The organism is Burkholderia sp. S-53, assembly GCF_025560745.1.
In the GTDB taxonomy this organism is placed as follows: Bacteria; Pseudomonadota; Gammaproteobacteria; order Burkholderiales; family Burkholderiaceae; genus Burkholderia; species Burkholderia pyrrocinia.
This window is the reverse complement of sequence record NZ_CP090484.1, coordinates 137,127-163,296: the sequence shown is the minus strand read 5'-3', so window position 1 is coordinate 163,296 and position 26,170 is coordinate 137,127. Positions and strand designations below refer to the sequence as shown.

Genomic DNA, 26,170 nt, shown 5'->3' with positions numbered 1-26,170 from the left:
CCCGCCGGCCGCGTGCGCGCCGCCGGTGCGGCATCGCAACATCCCGAGTGCTCCGGCACTTTCCCGTACGCGTTGTAGGAAACGCCCTACAACGCGTCGAAGCGGCCTACACCAACTTCCAATTCGGCCGATTTCATTTTTGGCGGCGCAACACGATACTGCCGGCATGAATGCCAGCCTGTCACCCGCCGCGCTCAGGGTGTTTCTCGTCGATCACGCCGTTGCCGTCCGGCAGCGGATCGCGCTGCTCGTCGGCGCGATCCGCGGCGTCGCCGTCGTGGGCGAAGCGGAAGACGGCCAGGACGCGTGGACGCAGATCCGCAGCAGCCGGGCCGACGTGGTGATCGTCGACCTGCGGCTCGCGGACGGCAGCGGCCTCGACCTGATCGGGATGCTGTCGAAGGCTGCGCCGCGCGTCGTCACGATCGTGCTGACGAATCATTCGGCACCGGCATTCAGAGAGGCATGCGCGACGGCCGGAGCCGACTACTTCTTCGACAAGACCGTCGAATTCGACGCCGCGTGCCGTGTCATCGAATCCCTGGTGCACGCTCGCGTGCACCACCCCTGACGAGCCGGAGTGACTCATGTCCACAGCCACCGCCAGCGCCGACGACGTAGCCATCGCGCCCCGCCCGACCATTCCGCTTCGTGCGGTGACGCGCGCCGACGCCGCCAAACATCCCGCCGCGCGCTGCTCGGTCTGCGCGATGCGTTCGATGTGCCTGCCGCCGCACCTGACGGCTGCCGAATACGGCCGTCTCGACGCGATCATCTGCACGACCCGGCACGTTCGCCAGGGCGATGCGCTGTTCCGCACCGATGATCCGTTCCAGAGCATCTATGCGGTGCGCGCGGGTTCGTTCAAGACGGTGATGATGCATCGCGACGGCCGCGAACACGTGACGGGCTTCCAGATTGCCGGTGAAACGCTCGGGATGGACGGTATCGGCGGCGGCCAGCACTGCTGCGACGCGATCGCGCTGGAAGACAGCGTCGTGTGCATCATCCCGTTCGGCGCGCTCGAAGCGGCGTGTCGCGAGATCAAACCGATGCAGCATTTCCTCTACCAGATGCTGAGCAGCGAAATCGTGCGCGAATCGAGCCAGATGCTGCTGCTCGGCACGATGTCGGCCGAACAGCGCGTCGCGCATTTCCTGCTGAACCTGTCGTCGCGCTTCGAGGCGCGCGGCTATTCGGCGACCGAATTCAACCTGCGGATGACGCGCGAGGAAATCGGCTGTTATCTCGGGATGAAGCTCGAAACGGTCAGTCGGATGTTCTCGCGGTTCCATCGCGATGCGCTGGTCGAAACGCGCGGCAAGCGCGTGCGCATCATCGACGCGCAGGCGCTCGCGCGGGTCTGATTTCGGTCCGAAATACTCACCGGGATCGTTCGCGCGGCCTCGCACGCCCATGCGTTACCGGGCTGTGCCGTCGGTCGCCTCGTCGCGCAGCATCACCCTTCTACCGCCCGCCTGCCACGCGATCAGCGCCTGTTCGGCCTGACCGAACGCGCGGCGCAGCGCGTCGTCCACGTCGTCGCCGATGCACGGCGGCAGCGGCCTGAGGATCGCGTCGTGAAACACCAGGTCCAGCCGCACGTCGTATGTGCGCGCGCCGCCCGCCGCCACGTGCGATTCGATTGCGAGGTGACAGCCGTCGATCAGTCCGCGGAACCGTTCGAGCCGCACCAGTTGCGCGCCGGCTTCGGCTTCGACCGCGGCCGAACCCGTGAATCCGAGGCAGGCGATCTGCATGCCCACGCCCATGTCGTTTCTCCTGACGGGGCCGCCCGCTCGTCGACCGCCTTGCATGCACCGCCCGCGCCGAAAGGCGGCGGTGCGCATTTCCCGTGGCGTGGCGCGGATTCTTCGATCGCTGGCCCGCCGATATCGTCTGCCCGCGCCTCTGTCGGCGCGGCTTCGTTCATACGTTGAAGACCTGCGACGTCTTCATCTCGATCCACGTCATGCCGGCCCGCAGCCCTTCGATCATCGCCTCTCGCTCGGTCGGATACGCATGGCTGTGCTCGAACGTATGATGAAAGCGCGCCGCGCCGGCGCCATGCTCGACCGACACGCGGCAGCGGAATTCGCCCGATTCGCACGGGCGCGTCTCGACTTCGACCGACCAGTCGCGTTCGTGAATGTTGCCCTGCAGTGTCATGCACCCTCCTGCGATGTCAGTCGCCGAGCCGGAAGTGGCCGCTGTGCAGCAGCACCGGCCGGCCGCCGATTTCTTCGAGCATCCGTCGCGCCATTGCCTCGATCGCCGAACGATGCGCTTCGAACGCGGCCAGCAGGTCGCGTTCGAGCAGCGACGGCGCGCCGAAATGGTCTTCCAGTGCCTCGGCCGTGACCGCGCACTGCACGCAACGTTCGTCAACCAGCGCCGAAAACGCGACGACCAGGTCGCGCGCGCAATATTCGGGCGGCTCGGGCGGGAAGGTAATCTGCATCTGTCCGCCAGTCATTGTCGTGATGGCTCCATGACGAGAGCATAGTGGCGCGCGCGGCCGCGCACTTGACCCACGTCAACCGGTTCGCCGCACCGCACGATCGCGATACGGCTTCGTGCCTCCGCGTCAGCCCGCGTCGGGCTCGATCGCCGCGCCGCGCGCCGCGAGCAGCTCGCGCAGCACGCTGCGGTGGCAATGGCGCTCGTCGTCGCAGTAACAGCCGATCGAGAACGCGGTGGTCGCCGACAACGCCGCCAGCAGATCCAGCACCTTCGCAGGATCGCCATGCGCCATCTCCGCGCGGAAGTGGCGCTTGAACGCGTTCCATTCGGCGTCCGTCTCGGCCGCCTGCGCCTGCGCGACGAGCTCGGGGCTCGGCGACAGCGTCGGCAACCATACATCATAGTAGTTGCGCGACGCGAATTCCGCCTTCGGCACGCCGCGCGGCGGCCGCCGCACCGTCCCGATCCGCAGGCCCTCGCCGGCCGCGCGTGGCGTACCGAGCTGGATGATCCGGATGCCCATGTCGCTCCTCAGTCCTGTATCCGATGCCGTGATCGTACCGCCAGGCCCGCGTGCGCGTCAGCCGGGCAGCCTGCACATCGTCCGCGCAACAAAAAACCGGCTGCCTCCGCGACGGGAGACAGCCGGTTCGGCCAGCCGCGTTGCGCGCCGGGCGCGCGACGCTCAGACGCCGCTCTTCAGCACCTTGCCGATTGCGTCGGCGACGATGCCGACGTTCGAGTCGTTCAGGCCCGCCACGCACATCCGGCCCGAACGCAGGATGTACACGCCGTGCACGTCGCGCAGCGCGTCGACCTGCGATTCGGTCAGGCCCGTGTACGTGAACATCCCGCGCTGCTTCACGTAGCGCGTGAGCGCTTCGCCGCTGACGTGGTCGCGCAGCCCGTCGTGGATCGACTGGCGCATCCGCGCGATGCGGCGGCACATCGCCGACAGCTCTTCTTCCCACTGCTGGCGCAGCGCGGGCGTGCCGAGCACGGCCGCGACGACCTTCGCACCGTAGGTTTGCGGGTTGCTGTAGTTCGAGCGCACGGCGCCGGCCAACTGGCCGAGCACGCGGTCGGCCGCGGCCGCATCTTCGCAGACGACGCTCAGGCCGCCCACGCGCTCGCCGTACAGCGAGAAGTTCTTCGAGAACGAGTTCGCGACCAGCGCCGGCACGCCGCGGCGGGCCAGTTCGCGCACCGCGAACGCGTCCGCATCGAGGCCCGCGCCGAAGCCCTGGTAGGCCATGTCGACGAACGGCAGCAGCCCGCGCGTCTCGATCACGTCGATCAGCTTTTCCCACTGGCCTTCGTCGAGATCGACGCCGGTCGGGTTATGGCAGCACGCGTGCAGCAGCACGATGCTGCGCGCCGGCAGCGCGTCGATCGCCGCGAGCATCGCGTCGAACTTCAGGCCGCCGGTCGCCTCGTCGTAGTACGGATACGTGTTCACCGTGAAGCCGGCCCGCTCGAAGATGAAGCGGTGGTTTTCCCAGCTCGGATCGCTGAGCCACACCTGCGCGTCCGGGAAGTAGCGCTTCAGGAAATCGGCGCCCACCTTCAGCGCACCCGAGCCGCCGAGCGTCTGCAGCGTCGCGATGCGGCCGGCCGCACGGGCCGGGTGATCGGCGCCGAACACGAGCGCCTGCACGGCGTCGCGGTATGCGGCCAGGCCGACCATCGGCAGGTACGGCTTCGGGCCGCTCTCGCGCTGCAGCGCGGTTTCGGCTTCACGCACGGCACCCATCACCGGAATCCGGCCTTCGGCGTCGAAGTAGATGCCGATGCTCAGGTTGACCTTCTGGTCGCGCGGATCTTTCTGGAAGTTCTCGTTGAGCGTCAGGATCGGATCGCCCGGGTACGCGTCGATGTGTTCGAACATGGCTTGAGTCGGTCTCGTTTGGAAGAATGGTCGGTGGTGGCCTGCGTCAGCGTGCGGACGCGCTGTCGCGCATCGCATAGCCTGCATTCTTCTGACGGAAGCGATACCCGATCGCGAGCACCGCGAGCCATACCGGGATCAGGTACACCGACAGGCGGAGATCCGGCGTCAGGTACATCACGACGAGAATGCCGGCCATGAATGCCAGGCACAGGTAATTCGTGAAAGGATAGCCCAGACTGCGGAAGGAAGTCTTCTCCCCGGCTGCGCGCTTGGCCTGGCGGAACTTCAGGTGGATCAGGCTGATCATCGCCCAGTTGATGATCAGCGCCGACACGACGAGGCCCATCAGCACCTCGAACGCCTTGCCCGGCATGAAGTAGTTGACCAGCACGCACAGGCCTGTGGCGAGCGCCGACGCGCCGAGCGCGGCGAGCGGAATGCCGCGCTTGTTCACCGAGCACAGCACCTTCGGCGCATTGCCCTGCTGCGCGAGGCCGAACAGCATCCGGCTGTTGCAGTACACGCCGCTGTTGTAGACCGACAGCGCGGCCGTCAGCACGACGACGTTCAGCACGTTCGCAACCAGGTTGCTGCTCAGCGCGTGGAAGATCAGCACGAACGGGCTGCCGCCGCTGACGACCTTCTCCCACGGATACAGCGACAGCAGCACGGCGAGCGCGCCGATGTAGAAAATCAGGATGCGGTAGATGACCTGGTTGGTCGCGCGCGGGATGCTGTGCTTCGGATCGTCGGCCTCGGCCGCCGTGATGCCGACGAGCTCGAGCCCGCCGAACGAGAACATGATCGCGGCCATCGACATCACGAGGCCCGACACGCCGTTCGGGAAGAAGCCGCCGTGCTGCCACAGGTTCCGGACGCTGGCCTCCGGCCCGGCATGGCCGCTCGCGAGCAGCCAGCCGCCGAAGCCGATCATCCCGACGATCGCGGCGACCTTGATGATCGAGAACCAGAATTCCGTCTCGCCGTACGACTTCACGCTGGTCAGGTTGATCAGGTTGATGACGACGAAGAACACGAGCGCCGACACCCAGGTCGGCACGCCCGGCCACCAGTACTGCACGTAGATCCCGACGGCCGACAGTTCGGCCATGCTGACGAGGATGTACAGCACCCAGTAGTTCCAGCCGGACAGGAAGCCCGTGAAGTGGCCGAAATACTTGTTGGCGAAGTAGCTGAACGAACCTGCGACGGGCTCGTCGACGACCATCTCGCCGAGCTGGCGCATGATGAAGAACGCAACGATGCCGGCTACCGCATAGCCGAGCAGCACGGACGGGCCGGCCATCTTGATCGTCTGCGCGATGCCGAGGAACAGCCCCGTGCCGAGCGCGCCGCCGAGCGCAATCAGCTGGATGTGCCGGTTCTTCAGCCCGCGCTTCAGGCCGTCGCTCTCGTTTCCAGAAACCATGTCTTCTCCACTTTGTCCGCCTCCGCCGGAAGCGGTGCGGCGCGCCTCGGTGTGCCGGGCGCTGTTTTACTGTGCCGGCGACCGTTCGTGGAGCCGCCGGGTTGGGGACTGCAATCTTCGCGTGGCGGCGCCCGATTCCTGTCAGCGTGCCCGCCAGACCGGCCGCCGACTGTCGCCCACACCGCATTGCTGCGGCCGCACACGAAAATCCGGCGTCAGTTTAGCGTCGCGACGGCGAAATCGGGTTTCGTAACCCGTTCATGCAAACCCTACATTATGAGATAAGATTGCATCCAGGAGACAAATGAGGAAATAAAAATGCCTGAACCGGATCTGGACCGCATCGATCGCCACTTGCTTTCGATCCTGCAGGAGAACGGCCGTGCGTCGAACCTCGATCTGGCGAAGGCCGTCGGCCTGTCGCCCGCGCAGACCTTGCGGCGCCACCGGCGGCTGGAAGAGATCGGCGCGATCCGCCGCTACGAAACGCGGCTCTGCCCCGACACGCTCGGCTTCGGCGTCACCGCGTTCGTGCACGTGACGATGGAGCGCGGGCATATCCGCGACCTGTCGAAGTTTCAGAAACTCGTGTCCGATCTCGCGCAGATCCAGGAATGTTTCTCGGTGACGGGCGACATCGACTACGTGCTGAAGGTCGTCGCACACGACCTGAAGGGGCTGTCGCAGTTCCTGCTCGAAACGCTGATGCGGATTCCCGGCGTGAGCGGCGTGCATTCGAGCGTGTGCCTCGACGAGATCAAGTGCACGAGTGCGATGCCGGTTGAAGCGTGAGAGCCGGCGCGCCGGCCGGTCATTCGCAGACGGACGCCCGCGAGATCGACAGCGGCGCTGCCGCCACGTGGCGGTCGGCGTCGACATGGAGTTGGCGCAGCGTCAGACGGTCGTCAGTGGAGTCTGCCGAATCTTGGACCTCATAGTCGTGCCCTGCCGCCGGAGCAAAGGTCCCTGACACCAGCGGGTCGGAAACCTGAACGGTATTCGCTTCGCGCATGCCCTTGTATCTGGCGCACAACGTAATCGTGATCGGTTTGTCGGCCAGAACCACATATTCTCGCAGCGTCGTCCGGCACCGGCATGCCGACTGTCTTGTTGACAGGGCCCGACATACCCGGCTTGGCGAGACGATCGGATGCGGATACCGGCCAGGCAACGATTCGGGAGGCCTGCATCCGCGATTGAATCGGAAGTACGCGAGCGGCCCTCGGCAGGCGCGAATCCGCGCATCCTTCGTCGGGTCGTAAGTTGCGCTCGTCCCGCCCTGTATCACGCATCCCATCAGCGCCAATATCGCCAGCACTGGCGCCAGGCGCACGGCCATCGCCCCTGTCGTCATCCCTGCCATTTGCCCGGAACGTTGCGCCCCGACCATCGCACCCTGTTTACGCCGCCAAGGCGGCCGGATGATGCCATGTTCGTTCGGTTCAACCACGCCACCGTCTCTCAACCGACGTCCAGCGCACGACTTCAGACGTGTTGATCGGCAATACGCCGGCAGCGATCATCAGCAACTCGAGCACGTTGTTGCTTGCCTCACCACACATCGACGATGTGTTAACGCATTTAAACCGTCGAATGAATCACACGCAAATTCGAACTAGTCCCATAGACAATTTCCCCCTTGCCTGCGAATTTCTTCGATTCCTTAACGCACAAGGAAACGACGATGCGCAGAACAGCAGCAAGAGACCGTGATTCGACAACAACCGGCGGATTCGTCATTGCCGTCACGTCAACGATATTCGATAACGGTAAACGCGTTGCTTTGGATGGCGACGAGGCAACGTGTGGCAATTGCAAAGGGGCATTCAAGATTTCCGGTAGCGCCACGCGCATGAGTTGCCACGGTCGCAGAGTCGTTTTGAATGGCGACCCCGTGCTCTGTCCGTGTGGACAAAACAAGGTCATCGCAGGCGGCGACAGTCGAATTTTCTACGAAGCCGACAGCGGCACGTCCAGGCAAGGAGCGGCAACCCGTGACGCTCAGTCACCTACATCGCCGACCCGATCTGCCGCGCTTTCCTGCTACGACGAAAAGCTGGTGTGTACGACGCGCAAGTCGGTACTTGTCGGATATCCATGCCACATCGAAACGGCAGATGGCCGCACGTACAACGGCCGACTCGATCCAAGCGGAGAATTGCCCCGCATCGATACCGGCAACAAGCCCGATGAATACACGGTTTATTGGGGCGACGAAGCCATTGAAAAACAATACGAGAGTTGACTGATGCCAAACAAGCCTACGAAGGTTCGCTCGAACGACACTAAAGGATCCATCAAACCGGTAACGCTTCATACGTTGTCATTTCGGGAACTTTGGAGCGCCTATCCGAAGAAGGATCCATACGATGATCCCACCGGCCAGTATGAGAACCAGTGCGCCATTCGCATGAGCGTTACGTTTCACCACGTCGGAAGCGACATGAAGTCGTTTTCGCAGAAGGTGTTGAAGCCGATGCCGGGGAAGAAGTCGTTAGGTCGTCTGATACTCGACGGGAAAGCAACGGCGACCCGCGCCTACGAGTTGGCCGAATGGTTGAAGCTTCACCCGTTCCTCGGCCTGGGCAAGCCGGAAAACATCACTGGCCAGGATTGGCAACGCAAGATTAAAGGCCGAACCGGTATCATCTATTCTTTTGGCTACTGGCGGCAAGAAGGGGATTCTGGTGACGCGTTGAGCGGCGGCCATATTGACCTATGGAACAGGGATGCCCTGACGCCATCTACCGTTTCGTTCTGGAGGTTTCGCATGGGCGTGCCGAGCATGATTAACCCACTTGATTACCTTCGGGGTCGACGCGGGAATTGGTATTCGGATCTGGCCGATTCGAAAGAAATCCTTTTCTGGGAAGTCAAATGAAACGACTGGCTGTTGCAGTTCCGGGGTTCCTATGGGGCTTGCTCATCACATGGGCGTCCCTTTACACCTTCAGCCGTATTCATTGGCCTGCTGCGCCGTCGCATTCGACCGGCTGCAACGACATGGAACACTGCGCTCCACACGCAGTATTCATCGTCGGCCTGTTCGCTCTGACCTTGTGGCCTTCGGTCGTCTTTGCCGCACTCAATGCCTTCGCTTACCGGCGTTGGTCGTCGCGCAAGTGGGGTATCACGTTCATTGCAGCTACGCTATTTGTCGTTCTCTTTCATCTTGCGGCCTACGCGACACCCGCGCTAGGTCTTTTCGGCTAAATCGGCCTACCGAAGCGGCCCGATGGAGTTTGTGCGCCGCTTCGCCTCCCTCCACAGTCCTCTCCAGATACGGTTTTATTTGTTGCGTCAGCAACGATTATGCTCTCACTTCGACTTTCGGATTTCGGTTCTGGAGATCGGCACCAAGCGTTGCATAATGCCCCTTGGACTACGTATGCATGATTGATATGTAGCGCTCGTGTGCGAGGGTCTGTAAAGTCTTGCGGGTCGATCCATGGACGTTCGCGACAGCGATTCGAACGCGATTTTCAGTTGTCAGCACGGTCGAACCGGCGTTCACAACATACGCATTGCGCGTCCTGGGACACCTTCACCGCACCGCCTCGAACGCACTGATCAGCAACGCACCTGCAGCGATCACCGCGCAACCCGCCGCACGCCGCGGAGTCAGCCGCTCGCCGAGATACACGCGCGCGATCAGCGCCGCGAACACCACGCTCGTTTCGCGCAGCGCCGACACCGGGCCCATCGGCGCACGATCCATCGCCCAGATCACGATGCCGTACGCAAGCGCCGCGAACACGCCGCCGCACGCAGCCTTCGCCGTCTCGCCGACATCCTGCGTCAGCCGCAGCGGCCCCGCGCGCAGCCGGTAGTACGCGGCCATCATCGCGCCCGTCAACACGAACATCCACGCCGTATAGCCGACCGTGCTGCCGCTTTCCCGCACGCCGATCCCGTCGACCACGCTATAGGCCGCGATCGACACGCCGGTCGCGAACGCGGTCGGCAGCACCTGCGTCATCCGGTGCTTCGCGCCGCGCCCGCCCTCCAGCCCGATCGCCAGGATGCCCGCGCAGATCAGCACGAGCCCGCCTTGCGCGCCGGCGTTCAGGCGCTCGCCCGCGAACGCCGCCGCGCCGAGCGTGACGAGCAGCGGCGCGGTGCCGCGCGCGACCGGGTAGGCGACGGTCAGGTCGCCGTGCTCGTAGGCGCGCACCAGCAGCAACGTGTAGACGACGTGAATCACGGCCGATGCGACGACGCAGAGCCAGCTCACGGGCGTGATCGGCGCGGCAGCGGGGAGGAACAGCAGCGCGAACAACCCGATCGCGATCTGCAGCACCGTGGCCGACCGCAGCCGGTCGCCGCTGCTGCGGACGAGCGCATTCCATGACGCATGCAGGAACGCCGCACACAGAACGGCAAACAGAACGGGGATCGGCACGCTGAATTCTCGGTAACGGTCGGCAACATGAAATCGACGTCGCGGGGCATCCATCGTATGAATGCGTCATCCGATTGTCAAAAACCCGGCACTCGGCGCCTCTCGCCCGAACCGGCCGACCGCGCGCTTTCGCCCACCCCGTGCGGCCTGCGCGGCAGCGGCCCCGCGCACCGCGAAACAGGCTCCCAAAGTGGCACGCGATCCGCCCCTTTCCGTTCTCTTTCGACCCACGCTGCGCCGTAATGGAATCGATACCACAGCGCAACCGTCGCGAAACCACTCCGTCCCCACATCTTCATACGGGGCTGTTCCAATGCGCGTGCTCTCTCGCGAGCTCTGCGTCGAACCGACACGGCGACGGGGCCGCTCTCCACCTTCGAAGACCTTACCTGGAGTTTCCCGATGTTCCGTCAAGCCTTGCTCGTCACCGCCTGCGCAGCAGCAGCGCTTGCGCTGTTCGCCTGCGGCGGCAGCGACGACCCGACGTCGACGCCCGCGGTGTCGTCGCAGGATGCGCTGCAGACCGCCACGCCGATCAAGCACGTCGTCGTGATCTACGGTGAAAACATCTCGTTCGACCACTACTTCGGCACCTACCCGAACGCGACGAACCCGTCGGGCGAACCGGCATTCACCGCGAAGGCCGGCACGCCGACGCCGAACGGCCTGACGGGCACGCTGCTTACCGCGAACCCGAACTTCACGAACACCGCCAACGGCACCGACGCGGCGAACCCGTTCCGCCTCGACCGCACCCAGGCCGCGACCGCCGACCAGAACCACGCGTACACGGCCGAGCAACTGGCCGAGGACAACGGCCTCGCCGACCTGTTCCCGAAGTACACGGGCAAGGGCTCGTCCGGCGGCGCAGGCGCGTTCGGCACGAAGGGCCAGGTGATGGGCTACTTCGACGGCAACACCGTGACGGCACTGTGGAACTACGCGCAGCGCTTCGCGATGAGCGACAACATGTACACGACGTCGTACGGCCCGTCGACGCCGGGCGCGCTGAACGTCGTGTCGGGGCAGACCAACGGGATGCAGATCGTGAAGACGTCGAAGCAGCCTTCGACGCTCGCAGCCACCTCGTACTACATCAATGACGGCCAGGGCGGCTTCACGATGATCAACGACGTCGACCCCGGCAACGACGTGTGCTCGAGCACGACCGACCAGGCGTTGATGAGCGGCAAGAACATCGGCGACCTGCTGAACGGCGCGAAGATCACGTGGGGCGGCTTCATGGGCGGCTTCAACCTGTCGACGACCAACGGCAACGGCACGACAGGCTGCAGCCGCAGCACGGTCGCCACCGCCGTGAACGCCGCGACGGCCGACTACATCCCGCACCACAACTGGTTCCAGTACTACGCGTCGACGTCGAACCCGCAGCACACGCGGCCGAGTTCGATCGCGGCGATCGGTTCGAGCGTCCAGACCGATGGCAAGACGGCGGAGCCCGCGAACCACCAGTACGACACGGACGATTTCTTCGCGGCCGTGAAGGCCGGCAACTTCCCGTCGGTCAGCTACCTGAAGGCGCCGGCCGCGCAGGATGCGCACGCGGGCTATTCGGATCCGCTCGACGAGCAGGCGTTCGTGACGAAGGTCGTCAACTTCCTGCAGCAGCAGCCGGACTGGCAGAACACGGCCGTGATCGTCACGTATGACGACTCGGACGGCTGGTACGACCACGTGTACACGGCGCCGACGCGTGCGTCGTCCGACCCGGTCGACCAGCTCAACGGCAGCGGCAAGTGCGGCACGGGCGGCACCACCGGCGTGAACGGCGCGACCGTGAACGGCCGCTGCGGCCCGGGCGTGCGCATTCCGCTGATCGTGATCTCGCCGTATGCGAAGCAGAACTACGTCGACCACACGATGCTCGACCAGTCGTCCGTCGTGCGCTTCATCGAGGACAACTGGCTCGGCGGCCAGCGCATCGGCGGCGGCTCGTTCGATGCGACGGCGGGCGACCTGCGCAGCCTGTTCGACTTCACGTCGAAGCCGAACACGACGCCGCTGTACCTCGACCCGACGCTCGGCACGGCATTGAGCGCGGCTCCGGCGATCTGATCGGCATCCGTTGACCGCAGGCCGGCGCATCACGCGCCGGCCGTTTCCATTTAACGCGCCGCTTCGTGCGGCGCCCGATTTCCGACCGACAGCATGACAGCTCGCCCCGCGATCCCGTCACCCGACGCCTCCGGCACCTCCGCGCCGCGTTCCCCTTCCCGCCTGCTGCGCCGCGCGGCGTTCGTGCTCGGCGCGGCCGTGCTCGGTTATGGCGCGTTCGCGATCGCGTTCCCCGCGCGGGTGCCCGCGGCGATCGGCACCGTCGTCGCCGACTGGACGGGCGCGAATCCGCATCCGGTCGTGCTGCAGCGGCCCGCCGCGCAGCCGCTGTCGGCAGTCGCGCAGCTCGGGCGCGCGCTGTTCGCCGATCCGTCGCTGTCGGCGTCGGGCAAGCAGTCGTGCGCGTCGTGCCACAGCCCCGATCATGCGTACGGGCCGCCGAATGCGCTCGACGTGCAGCCGGGCGGCCTCGCGATGACGCAGCAGGGGTATCGCCCGCCGCCGTCGCTGATGTACCTGTATCGTCAACCGAACTTCAGCATCGGCCCCGATGCCGGTGAAAACGACGCCGCACCGAGTGTCGCGCAGCAGGCCGCGTCGGCGGCCGGCGTCGTCAAGGCGCAGAAGGTGGCCGGCACGTCGGCCGCGCCGCAGCTCGTGCCGCAGGGCGGGATGTTCTGGGACGGCCGCGCAGATACGCTGCAGCAGCAGGCGTTCGGCCCGCTGCTGAATCCGGTCGAGATGGCGAATGCGAGCATCGACGACGTCGCGCGCAAGCTCGCGCAGTCGTCGCACCGCGCGCAGCTCGAGCAGCTGTTCGGCGCGCGCGTGTTCGACAGCCCGCAGCTGGCGGTATCGGAGGCGATGTTCGCGATCGCGCGGTATCAGGTCGAGGATCCGTCGTTCCATCCGTACAACAGCAAGTACGACCGCTGGCTCGAAGGCCGTGCGCGCCTGTCGCAGGCCGAACTGCGCGGGCTGCGCCTGTTCAACGACGCGGACAAGGCGAATTGCGCGGGCTGCCACCTGTCGAAGCCCGGCAAGGACGGGCTGCCGCCGATGTTTACCGACTACCAGTACGAGGCGCTCGGCGCACCGCGCAACAAGCAGCTTGCGCAGAACCGCAACGCGGCGTTCTACGATCTCGGCGTGTGCGGGCCGTTCCGCGACGACCTGAAGGACCAGACGCAGTATTGCGGGATGTTCCTCACGCCGACGCTGCGCAACTCGGCGACGCGCCAGGTGTTCTTCCACAACGGCGTGTTCCACACGCTCGACCAGGTGATGGCGTTCTACAACGAGCGCAGCATCTCGCCGCAGAAGTTCTATTCGCGCGGCGCGGACGGCAAGGTCGACGAGTACGACGATATTCCGCCGAAGTATCGCGCGAACGTCGACGTGACCGATGCGCCGTTCGATCGCAAGCCGGGCGACAAACCCGCAATGACGGCGCAGGATATCAAGGATATCGAAGCGTTTCTCGGCACGTTGAACGACGAGCCGGTGCAGCACTGAGCGTCGGTTGACCACCGCGCCGCGTCAGCGGCGTGCGCGGATGCACAGGAACGCCGGCGACAGCGACAGCTCCGCATGGAGCCGTTCGGACGCGGCCTTCATCTCCGGCAGCGGCTTCGGTTCGACGAACCGCTCGAGCCGCCAGCCGCCGTCGGCCACCGCGTTCAGGATGTCGGCGAGCGGCCGCCGCCAGGCTTCGACATAGGGTCTCGGCTCGCCGAATCCCGACCAGTGGAATCCAAAGCGGGACGTGTCGAAATACGTGCCCTCCCCGCGCGTGCGTTCGTCCATCCAGTCGCGCATCGGATGCGCCAGCGAGAACACGAGCGTCGCACCCGGCCGTGCGACGCGCCGGAATTCGCGCAGCGTCGGCGCGAGATCGCGCACATAGTCGAGCGCGAGCGAGCACAGCACCTTGTCGATCGCGTGGTCGGGCAGCCAGTCGAGCGGCGCCGCCAGATCGCCTTCCACCACGTCGACCGCGAGGCCCGCGCAGCGCGTTCTCGCGAGCGCGACCATCTCCGGCGTGACGTCGAATGCGTGCACGGTCGCGCCGTGGCGCGCGAGGTGCTCGCTGCAGATGCCGGGCCCGCAGCCGGCGTCGAGCACCGTCAGGCCGTCGACGTCGCCGAGCAGCGCCATCGTCGCCGGACGCTCGTAGAGCGCGTTGTGCGCCTTCGTCGGCGCGATGTCCGCATAACGTTGCGCGAAGCTCGCGTACGCGCGGCGGCCGGGGGAATCGTTCGGGTCGGTCATGTGGGATACGTCAGCGGAAACTGGGCGTATCGATTCTGCCCGATCGGACGACCAATGGCGACCCGCGTCCGCGCCCCGTCAGGAAAGGCTGTCGAGCAGCCGATACCAGGCCACCCCGGCCGCGATATAGAAGCGCTGCAGCCCGTGAAACGGAATCGACCGGATCGGCGTGGCCCGGAACGGCAGCGGCAGTTGCGCATCGCCCGACAGGTGCGCGGCCAGATGCTTGCCGAGCGTCGTCGCCATTGCGATGCCGCGGCCGTTGTAGCCGAGCGCGATCGTCACGCCCGGCGCGGGCTCGTGCACGTGCGGCATGAAATCCGCGGTGATCGCGACGCGCCCGGCCCAGCGGTATTCGAACCGGACGCCCTTCAGTTGCGGATACAGCAGCGTCGTCGCGCGCTCGAGATGACGCCAGTCGCTCGTCGCGCGCGGCTCCGCGAACGGGCCGCGGCCGCCCATCAGCAGGCGGCCGGCCGCGTCGCGGCGGAAGTACAGCAGCAGGCGCCGCGCATCCGATGCGACCTCGCCGCCGGCGAGAATGTCGCGACCGAGCTCCGGCGCGAGCGGCTGCGTCGCGACGATGAAACTGTTCGCGGCGATCACCGACTGGCGCAAGCCGGGCCACAGCCCGTCCGTGTAGCCGTTGGTCGCGATCACGACGCGATCCGCCGTCAGCGTCGCACCGCCGGCCGTCGCGATCCGCCAGCGGCCGTCGGCACGCGTCAGCCCGACGGCGCGCGTCAGCCCGACGGCGCGCGTCAGCCCGTGCACGACTGCCCCGCTCGCCTGCGCAGCGCGCACGAGGCCGCGCGTATAGCTGAGTGGCTGCACGCTGCCTGCGCGGCGATCGATCCAGCCGCCCGCGTAGGCGTGCGTGCCGAGCCGTCGCGCGACGTCGTCGCGGCCGAGCACTTCGACCGGTGCGCCGCGCGCGGCCCACTGCTGCGCGCGGCGCGCAACCGTATCGAGCATCGCGGCGGTCGGCGCCGGCTGGATCCAGCCGCCGCGACGCGCATCGCAGTCGATCGCGTGCCGCGCGATCAGGTCGAACACCGTGTCGGCCGCGCCGCCGACCACGCCGGCAAGCTGCTCGCCGACCTCGTCGCCGAACCGGCGGACCAGTTCGTCGGGGTCGTATTTCAGCCCGGGGATCACTTGCCCGCCGTTGCGGCCCGACGCACCCCAGCCCGGCTGCGCGCCGTCGATCACGCGCACGTTCGCACCGCGTTCGGCCAGGTGGAGCGCGGTCGACAGACCGGTGAAGCCGGCGCCGACGACCGCCACGTCGCACGACGCGGACACATCGAGCGCGGGGGTGTCGGGCGCCGGCGCGGCCGTCGCCGCCCACAGCGAATCCGGCCACCGGGAGTCGGCCCATGCGGGTGCCGCGTTCCTTTCGCTCATGTTCGATCCGGGTTGGCGGCGCCGTCCGACGCCAGCAGGCGACGCAGGAATTCCTGCGTGCGGGGATGCTTCGGTTGCGTGAGCACGTCGCGCGCGGGCCCGCTTTCGCAGATGGCGCCGTCGTGCAGGAAGCACACGCGATCGGCCACCTCGCGTGCGAACCCCATCTCGTGCGTGACGACCACCATGGTCATCCCGTCACGCGCGAGCCCGCGCATCACGCCGAGCACTTCGCCGACGAGCTCGGGGTCGAGCGCCGACGTCGGCTCGTCGAACAGGATCGCCTGCGGTTCCATCGCGAGCGCGCGTGCGATCGCGACGCGCTGCTGCTGGCCGCCCGACAGCTCGGACGGGTACGCATTCATCCGGTGCGCGAGCCCGACCTTGTCGAGCAGCGCGCGGGCCTGCTCGCGCGCTTGCGCGGCCGGCACCCGCCGCACATGCACGGGGCCTTCCATCACGTTCTCGAGCGCGGTGCGGTGCGAAAACAGGTTGAAGCGCTGGAACACCATGCCGACCCGCATCCGCAGCTCGTGGATACGCTTCGAATGCGCATCGACCTTCACGCCGTCGATCGTGATCGAGCCTTCGTCGTAGGTCTCGAAGCCGTTGATACAGCGCAGCACGGTCGATTTGCCCGAGCCGGACGGCCCGATCAGGCACACGACTTCGCCCTGCTGCACGTCGAGACTCACGCCCTTCAGCACGGCGTGCTGATGGAAGCGCTTGTGTATCGAGTCGATCCGGATCATGCGCTTCTCCTCAGCGCGAGCCGCTTGCCGAGCCGGTTCACGCCGAACATCAGCGGCAGGCCGAGCGCGAGATACAGCAGCGCGACGAGCGTATAGACGCTCATGTTCTGGAACGTCGACGACGCGATCAACTGGCCGGCGCGCGTGATCTCCGCGACCGTGATCGTCGACGCGACCGATGAATCCTTCAGCAGCATCACGAGCGTGTTGCCGTACGGCGGCAGCGCGATGCGGAACGCCTGCGGCAGCACCACACGCCGCATGATCATCGGCCCGCGCATGCCGATCGCGTGCGCGGCCTCGATCTGGCCGCGGTCGATCGCCTCGATGCCGGCGCGGAAGTTCTCCGCCTGGTAGGCCGAATACGCGATGCCGAGGCCGAGCACGCCGGCCTGGAACGCAGACAGTTGCACGCCGAGATCGGGCAGCACGAAGTACATGTAGAACAGCTGCACGATGATCGGCAGCCCGCGGATCACGTTGACGATCGTGCTGCCGGCCGTCGCCACGGCGCGGTTGTGCGACACCTTCAGCAACGCGAGAATCAGCCCCAGCACCGAGCTGAGCACGAACGCGCATGCCGTGATCTCGATCGTGACCACCGCCCCCTTCAACAGGATCGGCAGGAAATCGATCGCGTTCTGAAAAAACATGAGGTCTCCTATGCGATGGCCGAACGGCGCGCCGCAATGGGTGCCCGCCAGACGCGGGCGAAACCGGTCCGGAACCGGGGGCCGGCGCTCAGCTCATGTGCCACTTCTGCAGGATCTGCTGCAGCGTGCCGTCGCTCTTCATCTTGCGGATCGCGCCGTTGAGCTGCTCGAGCGTCGCGGTATCGCCCTTGCGCACGATGAAGCAGACCTGCCCCTTCACGACGCTCTGGTATTCGGGCACGAGCCGTACGTCGCGGTTGACGCCGTGATCGATCTGGTACGCGACGATCGGCTGGTCGGCGAAGCCGGCCTTGATGCGCCCGAGCGCGACGTCGCGCATGATGTCGGCGATCGAATCGTAGGTCCGGACTTCCTTGAAGATGCCCTTCTTGTTGAGCGCGTCGACGAACGCGGTGCCGACCTGCGCGCCGACCACCTGCCCCTTGAAATCGTCCATCGACGTATAGCGGCCCGGGTCGTCCGCCTTCACGATCAGGCCTTCGCCGAACGAATAGACCGTGTCGGAGAAATCGACGACCTGCTGGCGCGCCGGCGTCTTCAGCATTGCGGCCGAGATGATGTCGATCTTCTGCGTGGTGAGCGACGGAATGAGCGCCGAGAACACGGTCTGCTGCACGTCGACGCGAAAACCGGCCGATTTCCCGGCCGCGGTGATCGCGTCGACCATCATCCCCTGAATCGAATTGCTCTTGACGTCGAGAAACGTGAACGGCACGCCGGTGGCCGTCGCGCCGACCTTCAGCGTCGGCTCGGCCGCGGCGGCGCCCGCCGATGCCGCGGAAATGGCGATACAGGTGGCGAAACCGGCAGCCAGTGCGCCGAACCGCTTGATGAACGTAACCATGGTGTCTCCTTCTCGAATAAGCCAGTACGCCGTGCGATCGCGGGTCGACGCATTGCGACGATGACCCGATCTTAGAACGAATCAAAAATATCGCAAATAGATTTTTGCGTATCGATATTCGATACGCTATGATTCGATATCGAATCGATCAAGCCCCCTTGCTCATGGAAACATCGCCCGATCAGTCAAACGACCTGCTGTTCAACCAGTCGCTGGAGAAAGGGCTGAACGTGCTGCGCGCGTTCAGCGCGAAGCGGCGCACGATGACGCTTGCGGAAGTGGCCGACGCGGCGGGGATGACGAAGAGCTCGGCGCAGCGGATGGTCTATACGCTCGAGAAGCTCGGCTATATCCGCAAGCATCCGGTCACGCGGCGTTACCAGCTCACGCCGCACGTGATGCGGATCGGCTTCAACTACCTCGCGGCCGATACGCTGATCGACGTCGCGAATCCGTTCCTGTCCGAACTCACGAACGTGACCGGCGAAACCACCAACCTCACCGAGCCGGACGAGGACGAGATGGTGTACGTCGCGCGTTTCGTGTCGACGAAGTTCGTGCCGATCCATATGCCGATCGGCAGCCGCATCCCGATGTATTGCACCGGCAGCGGCCGCGCGTTCCTGAGCGCGCTGCCGCCCGACGATGCGCGGGCGCGGCTCGACGGGATGGCGCGCACGCCGCACACGCCGCGCACGGTCACGGCGCTCGACGCACTCGTCGCGCTGCTCGACAGCGCGCGCCAGGAAGGCTACGCCACCAACCAGGAAGAACTGTTCATCGGCGACATGTCGATCGCGGCGCCGGTGCTCGGCAGCCAGGGGCAGCCCGTCGCAGCCGTGCACGTGGTCGCGCCGACGAGCCGCTGGACATTCGACGACGCGCGCCGCAAGCTCGCGCCGGCCGTGATCGACTGCGCGCGCGGCATCAGCAATTCGATCCGGACGCTCGAATAGTGTCTGCGATAGGGAAACGGCAGCGCCGCTGCATTGTGCAACGGCGTTTGGTCAATACTGAGGCTTCCGCGAATTCTCCGTCCGGTAGGTACTGTTCGGGCGCAAGACGAGTTTCTTCGCCGCGGTGTCCAGTTCCTTGCCGTGATACAGGTCAACGCACTTCAGGAAGTCGAACTTCACGTCTGCGACCTCCGATTCGACAACCGGATTCCGGTAATCACGCGCAAGATACTTCGCCACCAGCGCGCGAATGACATCCGGCGCACGCTCCATGTCGTAGTAGGTCCAGTCGCGCAACGCACTGACGCTGCTGCCGATGTCCTTGCTCGCGCCGGGCTCCTGCTTGTAAGCGGTTGCCAGGCACTCCGCGAGCACCATGTCCTTGAAGCTCTGAAGGTAAGTCCGCGAACCTGCCTCCGGTGACGCCTGCGCTGCATCCTTCGCCGACACCGCCGCAAGATGCAGCGCAATGCACGTCAGTCCGGCCGCGAGCCAGGCTCTCTTCATGACAGACACCAGAAATTCGCACGATACGTACGGCCGGTTCGTTGGAATGGCAGTGGTCATAGCACCGATTGCCGTTGATCCGAGAGCCTTTCGGCGAAGCTCGATGAAACACGTCGCGGGCCGGACTTCGTGGTGGAAGACGCGCACGCAAAAACAGGCATCCGGCCCGCAGCATGCAACACCAGACGGGTCATCGCTCCCAGCGCCCGCGGTCCATCGCCTGTTCCATCATTCCGAGCGTCAGTGATCGGCCGCCCAACGTCTCGCGCGCCTTGTTGCTGAACGGAGATTTGACGACCGCCGCGAGGAACGACCCGATATCGAGTTTCGCGGACGGGTAGTAATAGTGGATGTCGAACGCGGAGAGGTCGATATCAAACGTTACGGCCCATCGCCTGACGAGTTCGGCGATGTCGCCCGGCTCCATGTCGAGATCATGATAGAGGTCCGTGTCCCGCGTCAGTTCGATTCGATCGACCGGAAACCTGCCGATATCGGTCTCGATAAACGCTTCGAGACGCTTCCATGCATCAGCCATACAAACGATCCTCGGGCTTCACCGTGCTGTTGTAGGTGCTGACCGTGCGATAAGTGATCAGCGATACATCCGTGGCCAGGATTACCCAACCAACTCCGGGTATCGCGCGCCCGACAAACGCGCCGATATTCCGCGTGAACTTGATGCGCAACATGATAAGGCTCGTGAACGAAGTAACGGTAGGCAAAATCCGGTACTTCAGTTCGTACGGCAGCATACGACGAGAAACGACAGACGCGATGGAGGTGCCCTTGACGGCATTCGCGAACTTGCCACGAGTCGGAATGAAGCGCTGGCCCAATAACACCATCGCGATACCGACCGCATCATCTACACCCATCTCCTTGCCAGTCTCTTCTATGAAGATCAGGAAGAGCAATTCTTCACGGCTCAAGCCCTCATGAATGCCGTACTTGTACGTATTCGCCATTTTCTCTCAGATAGTTTGAATTTGAACGAGCGGACAAGGCTATCGTGAATGGCGCAGGGAGGACAACGGGCTTACCGGTCGACGGTTGCTGCGGGAGAATGTCCGAGCACAATTGATCGATCTCGAGTGATTCCTTTGCAGTAGTTCCCGGCTTGCCGTTCGGACCGATACCGCGTCATCGTTCCGCGCGAGTCCCCGCAGTAACGGCACGCATCAGAACGAATGCAAAGCGTTAATTTTCCGTGGCTGGCTGGCGACGAATGCGCCGATGTTATCCGGCCCGTGACCGCTCGTGCGTTAGCGCGTCGCCGCTACGCGCTCGCTCACGGTCGCAGCCCCACTCGCCCGCCCCTCGCTTAACCGCTGCGCGAACCGGTACGCGACGAGCGACCCGGCCACCGCAAGCAGCATCGGCACGAGGCTGTCGTGATTCGCCCGTGTGAATTCGAGCAACAGCACGACCGCCGTAATCGGCATCTGCATCGACGCTGCGAGAAACGCCGTTGCGCCGACGAGCGCACACCCGCCAATCGACGCGCCCGGCCACACGAGGCTCCACAGTCCGCCGAGCACGATGCCGAGCAGCGCGCCGTTCGCGAGGCCCGGCGTCAGCAGGCCGCCATCGGCGCCCGCGCGCAGGCTGCCCGCCTCGATCAGCACCTTGAGCACCAGCAGCGCCGCCGCAAGACCGATCGTCAGCGTGCCGTCGAAACCCAGCGACGCCGGCCCCTTGCCGTTGCCGAGCAATTGCGGAAACCACATCGCGAGCATGCCGATCACCGCGAAGTTGACCAGCGCGAGCATGGGCAGCCGCCAGTCTTTCGGCGCGCTTGTCCGCGCAAGGGTCGTGAGCCGCACGAAGCCGTACGCGGCGAAGCCGAACAGCGGCCCGCAGACGATCGACCATGCGACGAGCGGCGTGCTCAGCGCGAACGCAGGCACCGTGTACTGGTGTTCGTTGCCGAGGCCGATCCACGCGACAACCGCCGCGATCACCGACGTCACGACCGCCACGATCAGCGCACGCAGCTCGAACGTGCCGAGCAGCACTTCGAGTACGAAGATCGCGCCGCCGAGCGGCACGTTGTAGACGGCTGCGAGGCCCGCACCGGCGCCGCAAGCCACCATCAGCCGGCAGTCGTCGGGCGTGAGCCCCGCGCGATGCGCGAGCCGCCCAGCGAGCAGCGAACCGATCTCGCGCGGCGCGACTTCGCGGCCGAGCGGCGAGCCGAGCGCGACGGTGACGATCTGCAGCAGCGCATGAACCGTCGTGCTGACGAACGGCATCCTCGGATCGGCCGCGCGCACCGCGCGGCGGATGCTGACGAGCGGCCGGCCGTATCGGTAAAGCGCCCACCAGCCGCCGCCGGCGACGATCCCGCAGACGACCAGCACCACGAACCTGCGCTGCGGATCGGCATCGGACACGCCGGTGAGGAAGCTCTCGGTGCCGATCACGTGCGCGACGCTGTAACCGTACGCGACGTGCTGGATCGCATGCAGCAGCAGCGCGAGCAGCATGCCGCCGAGCCCCGCGCCGACACCGGTCAGGATCGTGACGGCAGCCATGCGTGCGAACGGGCTGGCCGACGGCGAGGAAGATGCGGGGGCGGACGGGAGATCGAGGCGCATGAGGTCGACGAACAGGGATCGAAAGGACGGCGCGCAACATGCGCGCCGTCATCAGGACCGCATCGTAGGCCTGCGACTCTCATGAGACAAACGTATTTTTCGAATCGACTCATGCATTTTATGAATGCACGAGCACGGACGGCTTGTCACCGCCTTCCGCATCAACTCGATCAATCCGGGCAAGTGATGCGCTCCGGTTCACACAACAGATATGGATGAAAAGCATCGATGCGCGAACGCACCGCGCATCAGGACCAGCCTTCAAACGACAAGCCTGTTTCGGCAGCCGCTTCCTCGGGCGTCACGTCGCGCACGTGCTGGCCGAACGTCCACACATGCTGTTCCGGATCGCGCGCGCGATACGTGCGGTCGCCATAGAACTGGTCGGCCGGTTCCTGCAGGATTTCCGCGCCGGCCTGTCGCGCGTGTTCGCAATGCGCGTCGAGGCCGTCGGCAAGCTGCACGTGCACGCTTTGCGTATTCCTGCCGCCGATCTCCTGCGGGCTCGTAACGAAATCGGCCCAGTGGCCGCCGATCATTACGATGCTGCCGCGATGCGTGAGCTCGGCATGCGTGATCTCGCCGTCGGGCGTACGGACGACGATGCCGCGTGCGAAGCCGAACGCGCGCTCCAGCCATTCGAGCGCGGCACTCGGATCGCGGTAATACACGGCGACGCTGATCGGCGGATGGCGGTCGGGTTGGCGCATCGTGTGTCTCCGGTCGTGGGCACGAGCGACTCATTCTCCGCGCGTCGACCGTACCGATCAACCGTCGTATCACGCTCCACGCATGTTGCAACGGCGCGACAGCCGAGTCCCGCCGAACGGACGCAGCGTTCAGGCCATCGCGCATGAACGACCGGCCTCGGGCGCGCGCGGCGCGTCGTGTCAGTTTTGTGAAGGACTCTTGCCGGATCCGGAAAGGTGCGCTCGCGGCCCCAACGGCCTTGCGCGCGCGGTGCATTCCTATACTTGCGCCGAACTTTTGTTTCCAGTCCCACACGCAGGAGCCTCACCATGAAAAAAACCCTCATCGCCGGTGCATGCACGGCCGCGCTGTTCGCGCCGCTCGCCCACGCACAAAGCTCGGTCACGCTGTACGGCCTGATCGACGCCGGCATCGCATACACCAACAACGTGAATGGCGCGTCGCAGTGGCGCATGGCCAGCGGCACGATCAACGGCAGCCGCTTCGGCCTGCGCGGCAGCGAGGATCTCGGCGGCGGCCTGAAGGCGCTGTTCGTGCTCGAAAACGGCTTCAACGCGAACAACGGCGGGCTCGGCCAGGACGGCAAGCTGTTCGGCCGCCACGCGTATGTCGGCCTGAGCCAGGCCGGCTACGGCACGCTGACGCTCGGCCGCCAGTACGACACGATGGTCGACTTCGTCGCGCCGCTGTCCGCGACGGCCGGCGACTTCGGCGACGCGGGCTTCGCGCATCCGTTCGACAACGACAACCTGAACCACTCGCTGCGCATCAATAACGCGGTCAAGTACACGAGCGATACGCTCGCGGGCTTCAAGGTCGGCGCGATGTACGCGTTCTCCAACTCGACGAACTTCAGCGCCAACCGCGCATACAGCGTCGCGGCGAGCTACACGAACGGCCCGTTGAAGGTGGCCGGCGCGTACCTGCAGATGAACGGCACGAAGGGCTCGACGAGCGCGAGCCCCGGCGCGACCGATTCGGCCGAAGCGAAGAGCGTGAGCCAGGGCGGCTGGTCGATCGGCTCGGATCGCATGCGCTCGTACGGCGGCGGCGTCAGCTACGTGTTCGGCCCGGCGACCGTCGGCTTCGTCTATACGCGCTCGCAGTACGACAACACCGGCTCGTTCGGCTCCACTGGCCAGGTTGCGTTCAACAACTACGACGTGAACGTGCGCTATGCGGTGACGCCGGCGGTGAGCCTCGGCGCGGCCTACGTGTACACCGACGCCAGCGTGTCGAACCCGGACAGCAAGCACGGCACCGATCCTAAGTGGCACCAGGTCGACCTGCAGGCCGTGTACAAGCTGTCGCGCCGCACCGACCTGTACGCGGAAGCGATGTACCAGCATGCGTCCGGCCGCGGCTACCAGGCGTTCATCAACACGTCGGGCGGCGCATCGAGCACGGCGAACCAGGTCGTCGGCACGATCGGCATGCGCACGCGCTTCTGACCGGTGTGATGCAACGTCGCCCGCCGGCAACGGACCCGCGTGCGCATACGGGTTCGTTTGCCGCGAGCGACGTGCGCCAATGTTGTTCCATCTGGAAGGCAGCCTGCCTGGAATCGGGGTTTTTACGCGCGCGGGCGCTGCGTAGACTGCCGTCGAAGGTCCACGTCACGCATTGCGCGTCGAACCGGCCACCCACCCCGTACCCAGGAGAACCTCGTGAAATCGCTCGTCGTTACCGCCGCCGCTGCCGTCCTGCTTGCCGCACCGGCCCTGTCGTTCGCCCAGTCGGCGAAGTCGCCCGTCACGCGCGCGCAGGTGCTGCAGGAACTGTACGACCTCGAATCGGTTGGCTACAACCCGTCGCTCGGCGACGCCGGCAACTATCCGGACGACATCATGGCCGCGCAGGAGCGTCTTGCAGCTAAGCGTCTCGCCGAGCACAAGGCCGCGCAGGCCGCATACGGCCCGGCCGGTGCAGCCGCAACCGAATCGGGCACGGCGGCGAAGCCCGCGCTGTGACGACGTGAAGAAGCGCGTCGCCCGCATGAATCGTGTGCTGCGGGCCACGCGCCTGTCGTGTGTGCATAAGGAAGTGTGCGGCGCGATCACCGGTCAACACAACGCATCGACGTACGGATGCGCGCCAGGCGTTCAAGCGGCCTGCGGTTCGCGGCCGATCGCGTTCAGCATCTCGACGTCGCGCTCGATCATCCCCGGCACCTGCGCGCGCAGCATCTCGACCCAGGTCCGCACCTTCGCGTCGACGAAGCGGCGCGACGGATACAGCGCATACACGTTCATCTTCTGCAGGATATGCGCGGGCAGCACGCGCACGAGCGTGCCGTCGCGCAGCGCGTCGATCGCCGAGTACAGCGGCAGCATGCCGATCCCGATGCCGTCGCGGATCGCGAGCGCGAGCGATTCGGCCGTATTGGTCTGCACCGGCCCGGCAACGTGGATCTGCTCGACGCCTTCCGGCCCTTCGAGTACCCATTCGTGCGTCGGGAACGCGGGCGTACACAGCGTCAGGCACGCGTGCGCGGCGAGATCCTGCGGACGGGCCGGCACGCCGTGCCGTTTCACGTAGTCGGGCGACGCGCACAGGATGCTGAACGTCGAGCCGAGCAGATGCGACACCAGTTCCGAATCGGGCAGCGACGACGCGGTCACGACGGCCATGTCGCTCGTGCCGTCGAACAGGTCGGGCATGCGCTGCGACAGCGACAGTTCGATCGACACGTCCGGGAACTGCGCGTGATAGCGCGTCAGCGCGGGCAACACATAGTGATGCCCGACGCTCGCGAAGCTGTGCATGCGCAGCACGCCGGCCGGCCGTTCGTGCGCGCAGCTCGCCTCTTCTTCCGCGCGGTCGACGTCGGCGAGGATCTGGCGGCAGCGCCGCAGATAGCTTTCGCCGGCCGACGTCAGTGCGAGGCGGCGGGTCGAGCGATTCATCAGACGGGTGCGCAGGCGCGCCTCGAGCTCCGACACCGCGCGCGACATCGCGCCCGTCGTCGAATTCAGCGATTGCGCGGCGGCGGTGAAGCTGCCGGTCTCGACGACGCGCGAAAACACCCGCATGTTTTGTAGGGTATCCATTCCTGTGAGCAACCTGTGGCGGAGCCGCTATTTTCCTCCACCGGATGCGACAGATTGTTGCTCCGGCTGCAACTATCGTTTCCCCGCAGCTGCGTTAATGCGCGGGCGCCGCGCTCCTACAATCGGCGCCTCACCAG

Annotated in this window: 30 protein-coding genes; 11 read left to right on the top strand and 19 right to left on the bottom strand. The window is 65.6% G+C overall.

Annotation, left to right across the window (positions count from 1 at the left end; all coding sequences use genetic code 11):
• Positions 1 to 166 precede the first annotated feature (166 nt).
• Complete coding sequence (locus LXM88_RS22930; protein WP_262544611.1) at positions 167 to 571, top strand: response regulator; 405 nt, start codon at positions 167 to 169, stop codon at positions 569 to 571.
• Between the two features lie 16 nt (positions 572 to 587).
• Positions 588 to 1,367, top strand: a complete 780-nt coding sequence (locus LXM88_RS22925) for a helix-turn-helix domain-containing protein (RefSeq protein WP_262544610.1) — start codon at positions 588 to 590, stop codon at positions 1,365 to 1,367.
• Between the two features lie 54 nt (positions 1,368 to 1,421).
• Here LXM88_RS22925 and LXM88_RS22920 read toward each other — a convergent pair whose 3' ends face one another.
• From LXM88_RS22920 to LXM88_RS22895, 6 genes are all read right to left on the bottom strand, one after another.
• A complete protein-coding gene (locus LXM88_RS22920; RefSeq protein ID WP_262547106.1) occupies positions 1,422 to 1,772 on the bottom strand; it encodes a metal ABC transporter ATPase in 351 nt (116 codons plus the stop codon).
• A gap of 157 nt (positions 1,773 to 1,929) precedes the next feature.
• Positions 1,930 to 2,169, bottom strand: coding sequence for a hypothetical protein (locus LXM88_RS22915; protein ID WP_034191426.1), 240 nt, complete (start codon positions 2,167 to 2,169; stop codon positions 1,930 to 1,932).
• Between the two features lie 16 nt (positions 2,170 to 2,185).
• Positions 2,186 to 2,476 (bottom strand): DUF1488 domain-containing protein, encoded by a 291-nt coding sequence (locus tag LXM88_RS22910; protein ID WP_262544609.1) that lies wholly within the window; start codon positions 2,474 to 2,476, stop codon positions 2,186 to 2,188.
• A 111-nt stretch (positions 2,477 to 2,587) separates the two neighbouring features.
• Entirely contained in the window at positions 2,588 to 2,986 is a 399-nt protein-coding gene (locus LXM88_RS22905; RefSeq protein ID WP_047903326.1) for a DUF488 domain-containing protein, read from the bottom strand.
• A 162-nt stretch (positions 2,987 to 3,148) separates the two neighbouring features.
• On the bottom strand, positions 3,149 to 4,351 hold the full coding sequence (locus LXM88_RS22900; protein WP_262544608.1) for an amino acid aminotransferase: 1,203 nt from the start codon (positions 4,349 to 4,351) through the stop codon (positions 3,149 to 3,151).
• Between the two features lie 46 nt (positions 4,352 to 4,397).
• On the bottom strand, positions 4,398 to 5,783 hold the full coding sequence (locus LXM88_RS22895; RefSeq protein WP_262544606.1) for an amino acid permease: 1,386 nt from the start codon (positions 5,781 to 5,783) through the stop codon (positions 4,398 to 4,400).
• A 318-nt stretch (positions 5,784 to 6,101) separates the two neighbouring features.
• On the opposite strand from LXM88_RS22895, the gene LXM88_RS22890 reads away from it, so the two are divergent.
• Positions 6,102 to 6,575: an Lrp/AsnC family transcriptional regulator gene (locus LXM88_RS22890; RefSeq protein WP_174418056.1), complete on the top strand. Its 474-nt coding sequence runs from the start codon at positions 6,102 to 6,104 to the stop codon at positions 6,573 to 6,575.
• Between the two features lie 19 nt (positions 6,576 to 6,594).
• Here LXM88_RS22890 and LXM88_RS22885 read toward each other — a convergent pair whose 3' ends face one another.
• Positions 6,595 to 7,233 (bottom strand): hypothetical protein, encoded by a 639-nt coding sequence (locus LXM88_RS22885; protein ID WP_262544605.1) that lies wholly within the window; start codon positions 7,231 to 7,233, stop codon positions 6,595 to 6,597.
• A 234-nt stretch (positions 7,234 to 7,467) separates the two neighbouring features.
• Between LXM88_RS22885 and LXM88_RS22880 the strand changes: the two genes are divergently transcribed.
• From LXM88_RS22880 to LXM88_RS22870, 3 genes are read left to right on the top strand one after another with little or no spacing between them, the layout of a single operon-like run.
• The gene (locus LXM88_RS22880; RefSeq protein WP_262544604.1) at positions 7,468 to 8,028 is read left to right on the top strand and encodes a PAAR domain-containing protein; all 561 of its coding nucleotides are present in this window, start codon (positions 7,468 to 7,470) and stop codon (positions 8,026 to 8,028) included.
• A gap of 3 nt (positions 8,029 to 8,031) precedes the next feature.
• A complete protein-coding gene (locus LXM88_RS22875; RefSeq protein WP_262544603.1) occupies positions 8,032 to 8,664 on the top strand; it encodes a type VI secretion system amidase effector protein Tae4 in 633 nt (210 codons plus the stop codon).
• On the top strand, positions 8,661 to 8,996 hold the full coding sequence (locus tag LXM88_RS22870; RefSeq protein ID WP_262544601.1) for a hypothetical protein: 336 nt from the start codon (positions 8,661 to 8,663) through the stop codon (positions 8,994 to 8,996). Before LXM88_RS22875 ends, LXM88_RS22870 begins: the two co-directional genes overlap by 4 nt.
• 331 nt (positions 8,997 to 9,327) lie before the next feature.
• Here the strand turns inward: LXM88_RS22870 and LXM88_RS22865 are convergent, their stop codons facing one another.
• Positions 9,328 to 10,239: a DMT family transporter gene (locus LXM88_RS22865; RefSeq protein ID WP_262544600.1), complete on the bottom strand. Its 912-nt coding sequence runs from the start codon at positions 10,237 to 10,239 to the stop codon at positions 9,328 to 9,330.
• Positions 10,240 to 10,587: 348 nt separating this feature from the next.
• On the opposite strand from LXM88_RS22865, the gene LXM88_RS22860 reads away from it, so the two are divergent.
• Together LXM88_RS22860 and LXM88_RS22855 are read left to right on the top strand one after the other, a co-directional pair.
• On the top strand, positions 10,588 to 12,261 hold the full coding sequence (locus LXM88_RS22860) for a phospholipase C (protein WP_262544598.1): 1,674 nt from the start codon (positions 10,588 to 10,590) through the stop codon (positions 12,259 to 12,261).
• Between the two features lie 93 nt (positions 12,262 to 12,354).
• Positions 12,355 to 13,776, top strand: coding sequence for a cytochrome-c peroxidase (locus LXM88_RS22855; RefSeq protein ID WP_262544597.1), 1,422 nt, complete (start codon positions 12,355 to 12,357; stop codon positions 13,774 to 13,776).
• 24 nt (positions 13,777 to 13,800) lie between these two features.
• Here the strand turns inward: LXM88_RS22855 and LXM88_RS22850 are convergent, their stop codons facing one another.
• From LXM88_RS22850 to LXM88_RS22830, 5 genes are all read right to left on the bottom strand, one after another.
• Entirely contained in the window at positions 13,801 to 14,532 is a 732-nt protein-coding gene (locus tag LXM88_RS22850; RefSeq protein WP_262544596.1) for a class I SAM-dependent methyltransferase, read from the bottom strand.
• 78 nt (positions 14,533 to 14,610) lie between these two features.
• Positions 14,611 to 15,939: an NAD(P)/FAD-dependent oxidoreductase gene (locus LXM88_RS22845; RefSeq protein ID WP_262544594.1), complete on the bottom strand. Its 1,329-nt coding sequence runs from the start codon at positions 15,937 to 15,939 to the stop codon at positions 14,611 to 14,613.
• A complete protein-coding gene (locus LXM88_RS22840; protein WP_262544592.1) occupies positions 15,936 to 16,691 on the bottom strand; it encodes an amino acid ABC transporter ATP-binding protein in 756 nt (251 codons plus the stop codon). Before LXM88_RS22840 ends, LXM88_RS22845 begins: the two co-directional genes overlap by 4 nt.
• Complete coding sequence (locus LXM88_RS22835) at positions 16,688 to 17,344, bottom strand: amino acid ABC transporter permease (protein ID WP_262544591.1); 657 nt, start codon at positions 17,342 to 17,344, stop codon at positions 16,688 to 16,690. Before LXM88_RS22835 ends, LXM88_RS22840 begins: the two co-directional genes overlap by 4 nt.
• An 88-nt stretch (positions 17,345 to 17,432) precedes the next feature.
• The gene (locus tag LXM88_RS22830) at positions 17,433 to 18,209 is read right to left on the bottom strand and encodes an ABC transporter substrate-binding protein (RefSeq protein ID WP_262544590.1); all 777 of its coding nucleotides are present in this window, start codon (positions 18,207 to 18,209) and stop codon (positions 17,433 to 17,435) included.
• Positions 18,210 to 18,373: 164 nt separating this feature from the next.
• Between LXM88_RS22830 and LXM88_RS22825 the strand changes: the two genes are divergently transcribed.
• On the top strand, positions 18,374 to 19,165 hold the full coding sequence (locus tag LXM88_RS22825; RefSeq protein ID WP_262544589.1) for an IclR family transcriptional regulator: 792 nt from the start codon (positions 18,374 to 18,376) through the stop codon (positions 19,163 to 19,165).
• Positions 19,166 to 19,216: 51 nt separating this feature from the next.
• On the opposite strand, the gene LXM88_RS22820 is transcribed toward LXM88_RS22825, so the two are convergent.
• The 5 genes from LXM88_RS22820 to LXM88_RS22800 all read right to left on the bottom strand — a co-directional run bounded on the left by LXM88_RS22820 (position 19,217) and on the right by LXM88_RS22800 (position 22,982).
• On the bottom strand, positions 19,217 to 19,672 hold the full coding sequence (locus tag LXM88_RS22820; RefSeq protein WP_262547104.1) for a type VI secretion system amidase immunity protein Tai4: 456 nt from the start codon (positions 19,670 to 19,672) through the stop codon (positions 19,217 to 19,219).
• Between the two features lie 190 nt (positions 19,673 to 19,862).
• On the bottom strand, positions 19,863 to 20,210 hold the full coding sequence (locus LXM88_RS22815; RefSeq protein WP_262544588.1) for a DUF1493 family protein: 348 nt from the start codon (positions 20,208 to 20,210) through the stop codon (positions 19,863 to 19,865).
• On the bottom strand, positions 20,203 to 20,640 hold the full coding sequence (locus LXM88_RS22810; protein WP_262544587.1) for an STM2901 family protein: 438 nt from the start codon (positions 20,638 to 20,640) through the stop codon (positions 20,203 to 20,205). Before LXM88_RS22810 ends, LXM88_RS22815 begins: the two co-directional genes overlap by 8 nt.
• A 297-nt stretch (positions 20,641 to 20,937) precedes the next feature.
• Positions 20,938 to 22,272 carry a chloride channel protein gene (locus LXM88_RS22805; protein WP_262544586.1) on the bottom strand — a complete coding sequence of 445 codons (1,335 nt, stop codon included), beginning with the start codon at positions 22,270 to 22,272 and terminating at the stop codon, positions 20,938 to 20,940.
• A gap of 248 nt (positions 22,273 to 22,520) precedes the next feature.
• On the bottom strand, positions 22,521 to 22,982 hold the full coding sequence (locus tag LXM88_RS22800; protein ID WP_262544585.1) for a VOC family protein: 462 nt from the start codon (positions 22,980 to 22,982) through the stop codon (positions 22,521 to 22,523).
• A 309-nt stretch (positions 22,983 to 23,291) separates the two neighbouring features.
• Here LXM88_RS22800 and LXM88_RS22795 point away from each other — a divergent pair, with 309 nt between their 5' ends.
• Both LXM88_RS22795 and LXM88_RS22790 read left to right on the top strand, forming a co-directional pair.
• Positions 23,292 to 24,434 carry a porin gene (locus LXM88_RS22795; protein ID WP_262544583.1) on the top strand — a complete coding sequence of 381 codons (1,143 nt, stop codon included), beginning with the start codon at positions 23,292 to 23,294 and terminating at the stop codon, positions 24,432 to 24,434.
• 216 nt (positions 24,435 to 24,650) lie between these two features.
• Entirely contained in the window at positions 24,651 to 24,953 is a 303-nt protein-coding gene (locus LXM88_RS22790; RefSeq protein WP_262544581.1) for a DUF4148 domain-containing protein, read from the top strand.
• Positions 24,954 to 25,085: 132 nt separating this feature from the next.
• Here the strand turns inward: LXM88_RS22790 and LXM88_RS22785 are convergent, their stop codons facing one another.
• A complete protein-coding gene (locus LXM88_RS22785; RefSeq protein WP_262544579.1) occupies positions 25,086 to 26,033 on the bottom strand; it encodes a LysR family transcriptional regulator in 948 nt (315 codons plus the stop codon).
• Positions 26,034 to 26,170 lie beyond the last annotated feature (137 nt).

What these genes read in the sequence shown, in the direction of transcription:
- LXM88_RS22930 (WP_262544611.1), top strand. Translation starts at nt 167, where the DNA reads ATGAATGCCAGCCTGTCACCCGCCGCGCTCAGGGTGTTTCTCGTCGAT.
- LXM88_RS22925 (WP_262544610.1), top strand. Translation starts at nt 588, where the DNA reads ATGTCCACAGCCACCGCCAGCGCCGACGACGTAGCCATCGCGCCCCGC.
- LXM88_RS22920 (WP_262547106.1), bottom strand. Translation starts at nt 1,772, where the DNA reads ATGGGCGTGGGCATGCAGATCGCCTGCCTCGGATTCACGGGTTCGGCC.
- LXM88_RS22915 (WP_034191426.1), bottom strand. Translation starts at nt 2,169, where the DNA reads ATGACACTGCAGGGCAACATTCACGAACGCGACTGGTCGGTCGAAGTC.
- LXM88_RS22910 (WP_262544609.1), bottom strand. Translation starts at nt 2,476, where the DNA reads ATGACTGGCGGACAGATGCAGATTACCTTCCCGCCCGAGCCGCCCGAA.
- LXM88_RS22905 (WP_047903326.1), bottom strand. Translation starts at nt 2,986, where the DNA reads ATGGGCATCCGGATCATCCAGCTCGGTACGCCACGCGCGGCCGGCGAG.
- LXM88_RS22900 (WP_262544608.1), bottom strand. Translation starts at nt 4,351, where the DNA reads ATGTTCGAACACATCGACGCGTACCCGGGCGATCCGATCCTGACGCTC.
- LXM88_RS22895 (WP_262544606.1), bottom strand. Translation starts at nt 5,783, where the DNA reads ATGGTTTCTGGAAACGAGAGCGACGGCCTGAAGCGCGGGCTGAAGAAC.
- LXM88_RS22890 (WP_174418056.1), top strand. Translation starts at nt 6,102, where the DNA reads ATGCCTGAACCGGATCTGGACCGCATCGATCGCCACTTGCTTTCGATC.
- LXM88_RS22880 (WP_262544604.1), top strand. Translation starts at nt 7,468, where the DNA reads ATGCGCAGAACAGCAGCAAGAGACCGTGATTCGACAACAACCGGCGGA.
- LXM88_RS22875 (WP_262544603.1), top strand. Translation starts at nt 8,032, where the DNA reads ATGCCAAACAAGCCTACGAAGGTTCGCTCGAACGACACTAAAGGATCC.
- LXM88_RS22870 (WP_262544601.1), top strand. Translation starts at nt 8,661, where the DNA reads ATGAAACGACTGGCTGTTGCAGTTCCGGGGTTCCTATGGGGCTTGCTC.
- LXM88_RS22865 (WP_262544600.1), bottom strand. Translation starts at nt 10,239, where the DNA reads ATGGATGCCCCGCGACGTCGATTTCATGTTGCCGACCGTTACCGAGAA.
- LXM88_RS22860 (WP_262544598.1), top strand. Translation starts at nt 10,588, where the DNA reads ATGTTCCGTCAAGCCTTGCTCGTCACCGCCTGCGCAGCAGCAGCGCTT.
- LXM88_RS22855 (WP_262544597.1), top strand. Translation starts at nt 12,355, where the DNA reads ATGACAGCTCGCCCCGCGATCCCGTCACCCGACGCCTCCGGCACCTCC.
- LXM88_RS22850 (WP_262544596.1), bottom strand. Translation starts at nt 14,532, where the DNA reads ATGACCGACCCGAACGATTCCCCCGGCCGCCGCGCGTACGCGAGCTTC.
- LXM88_RS22845 (WP_262544594.1), bottom strand. Translation starts at nt 15,939, where the DNA reads ATGAGCGAAAGGAACGCGGCACCCGCATGGGCCGACTCCCGGTGGCCG.
- LXM88_RS22840 (WP_262544592.1), bottom strand. Translation starts at nt 16,691, where the DNA reads ATGATCCGGATCGACTCGATACACAAGCGCTTCCATCAGCACGCCGTG.
- LXM88_RS22835 (WP_262544591.1), bottom strand. Translation starts at nt 17,344, where the DNA reads ATGTTTTTTCAGAACGCGATCGATTTCCTGCCGATCCTGTTGAAGGGG.
- LXM88_RS22830 (WP_262544590.1), bottom strand. Translation starts at nt 18,209, where the DNA reads ATGGTTACGTTCATCAAGCGGTTCGGCGCACTGGCTGCCGGTTTCGCC.
- LXM88_RS22825 (WP_262544589.1), top strand. Translation starts at nt 18,374, where the DNA reads ATGGAAACATCGCCCGATCAGTCAAACGACCTGCTGTTCAACCAGTCG.
- LXM88_RS22820 (WP_262547104.1), bottom strand. Translation starts at nt 19,672, where the DNA reads ATGAAGAGAGCCTGGCTCGCGGCCGGACTGACGTGCATTGCGCTGCAT.
- LXM88_RS22815 (WP_262544588.1), bottom strand. Translation starts at nt 20,210, where the DNA reads ATGGCTGATGCATGGAAGCGTCTCGAAGCGTTTATCGAGACCGATATC.
- LXM88_RS22810 (WP_262544587.1), bottom strand. Translation starts at nt 20,640, where the DNA reads ATGGCGAATACGTACAAGTACGGCATTCATGAGGGCTTGAGCCGTGAA.
- LXM88_RS22805 (WP_262544586.1), bottom strand. Translation starts at nt 22,272, where the DNA reads ATGCGCCTCGATCTCCCGTCCGCCCCCGCATCTTCCTCGCCGTCGGCC.
- LXM88_RS22800 (WP_262544585.1), bottom strand. Translation starts at nt 22,982, where the DNA reads ATGCGCCAACCCGACCGCCATCCGCCGATCAGCGTCGCCGTGTATTAC.
- LXM88_RS22795 (WP_262544583.1), top strand. Translation starts at nt 23,292, where the DNA reads ATGAAAAAAACCCTCATCGCCGGTGCATGCACGGCCGCGCTGTTCGCG.
- LXM88_RS22785 (WP_262544579.1), bottom strand. Translation starts at nt 26,033, where the DNA reads ATGGATACCCTACAAAACATGCGGGTGTTTTCGCGCGTCGTCGAGACC.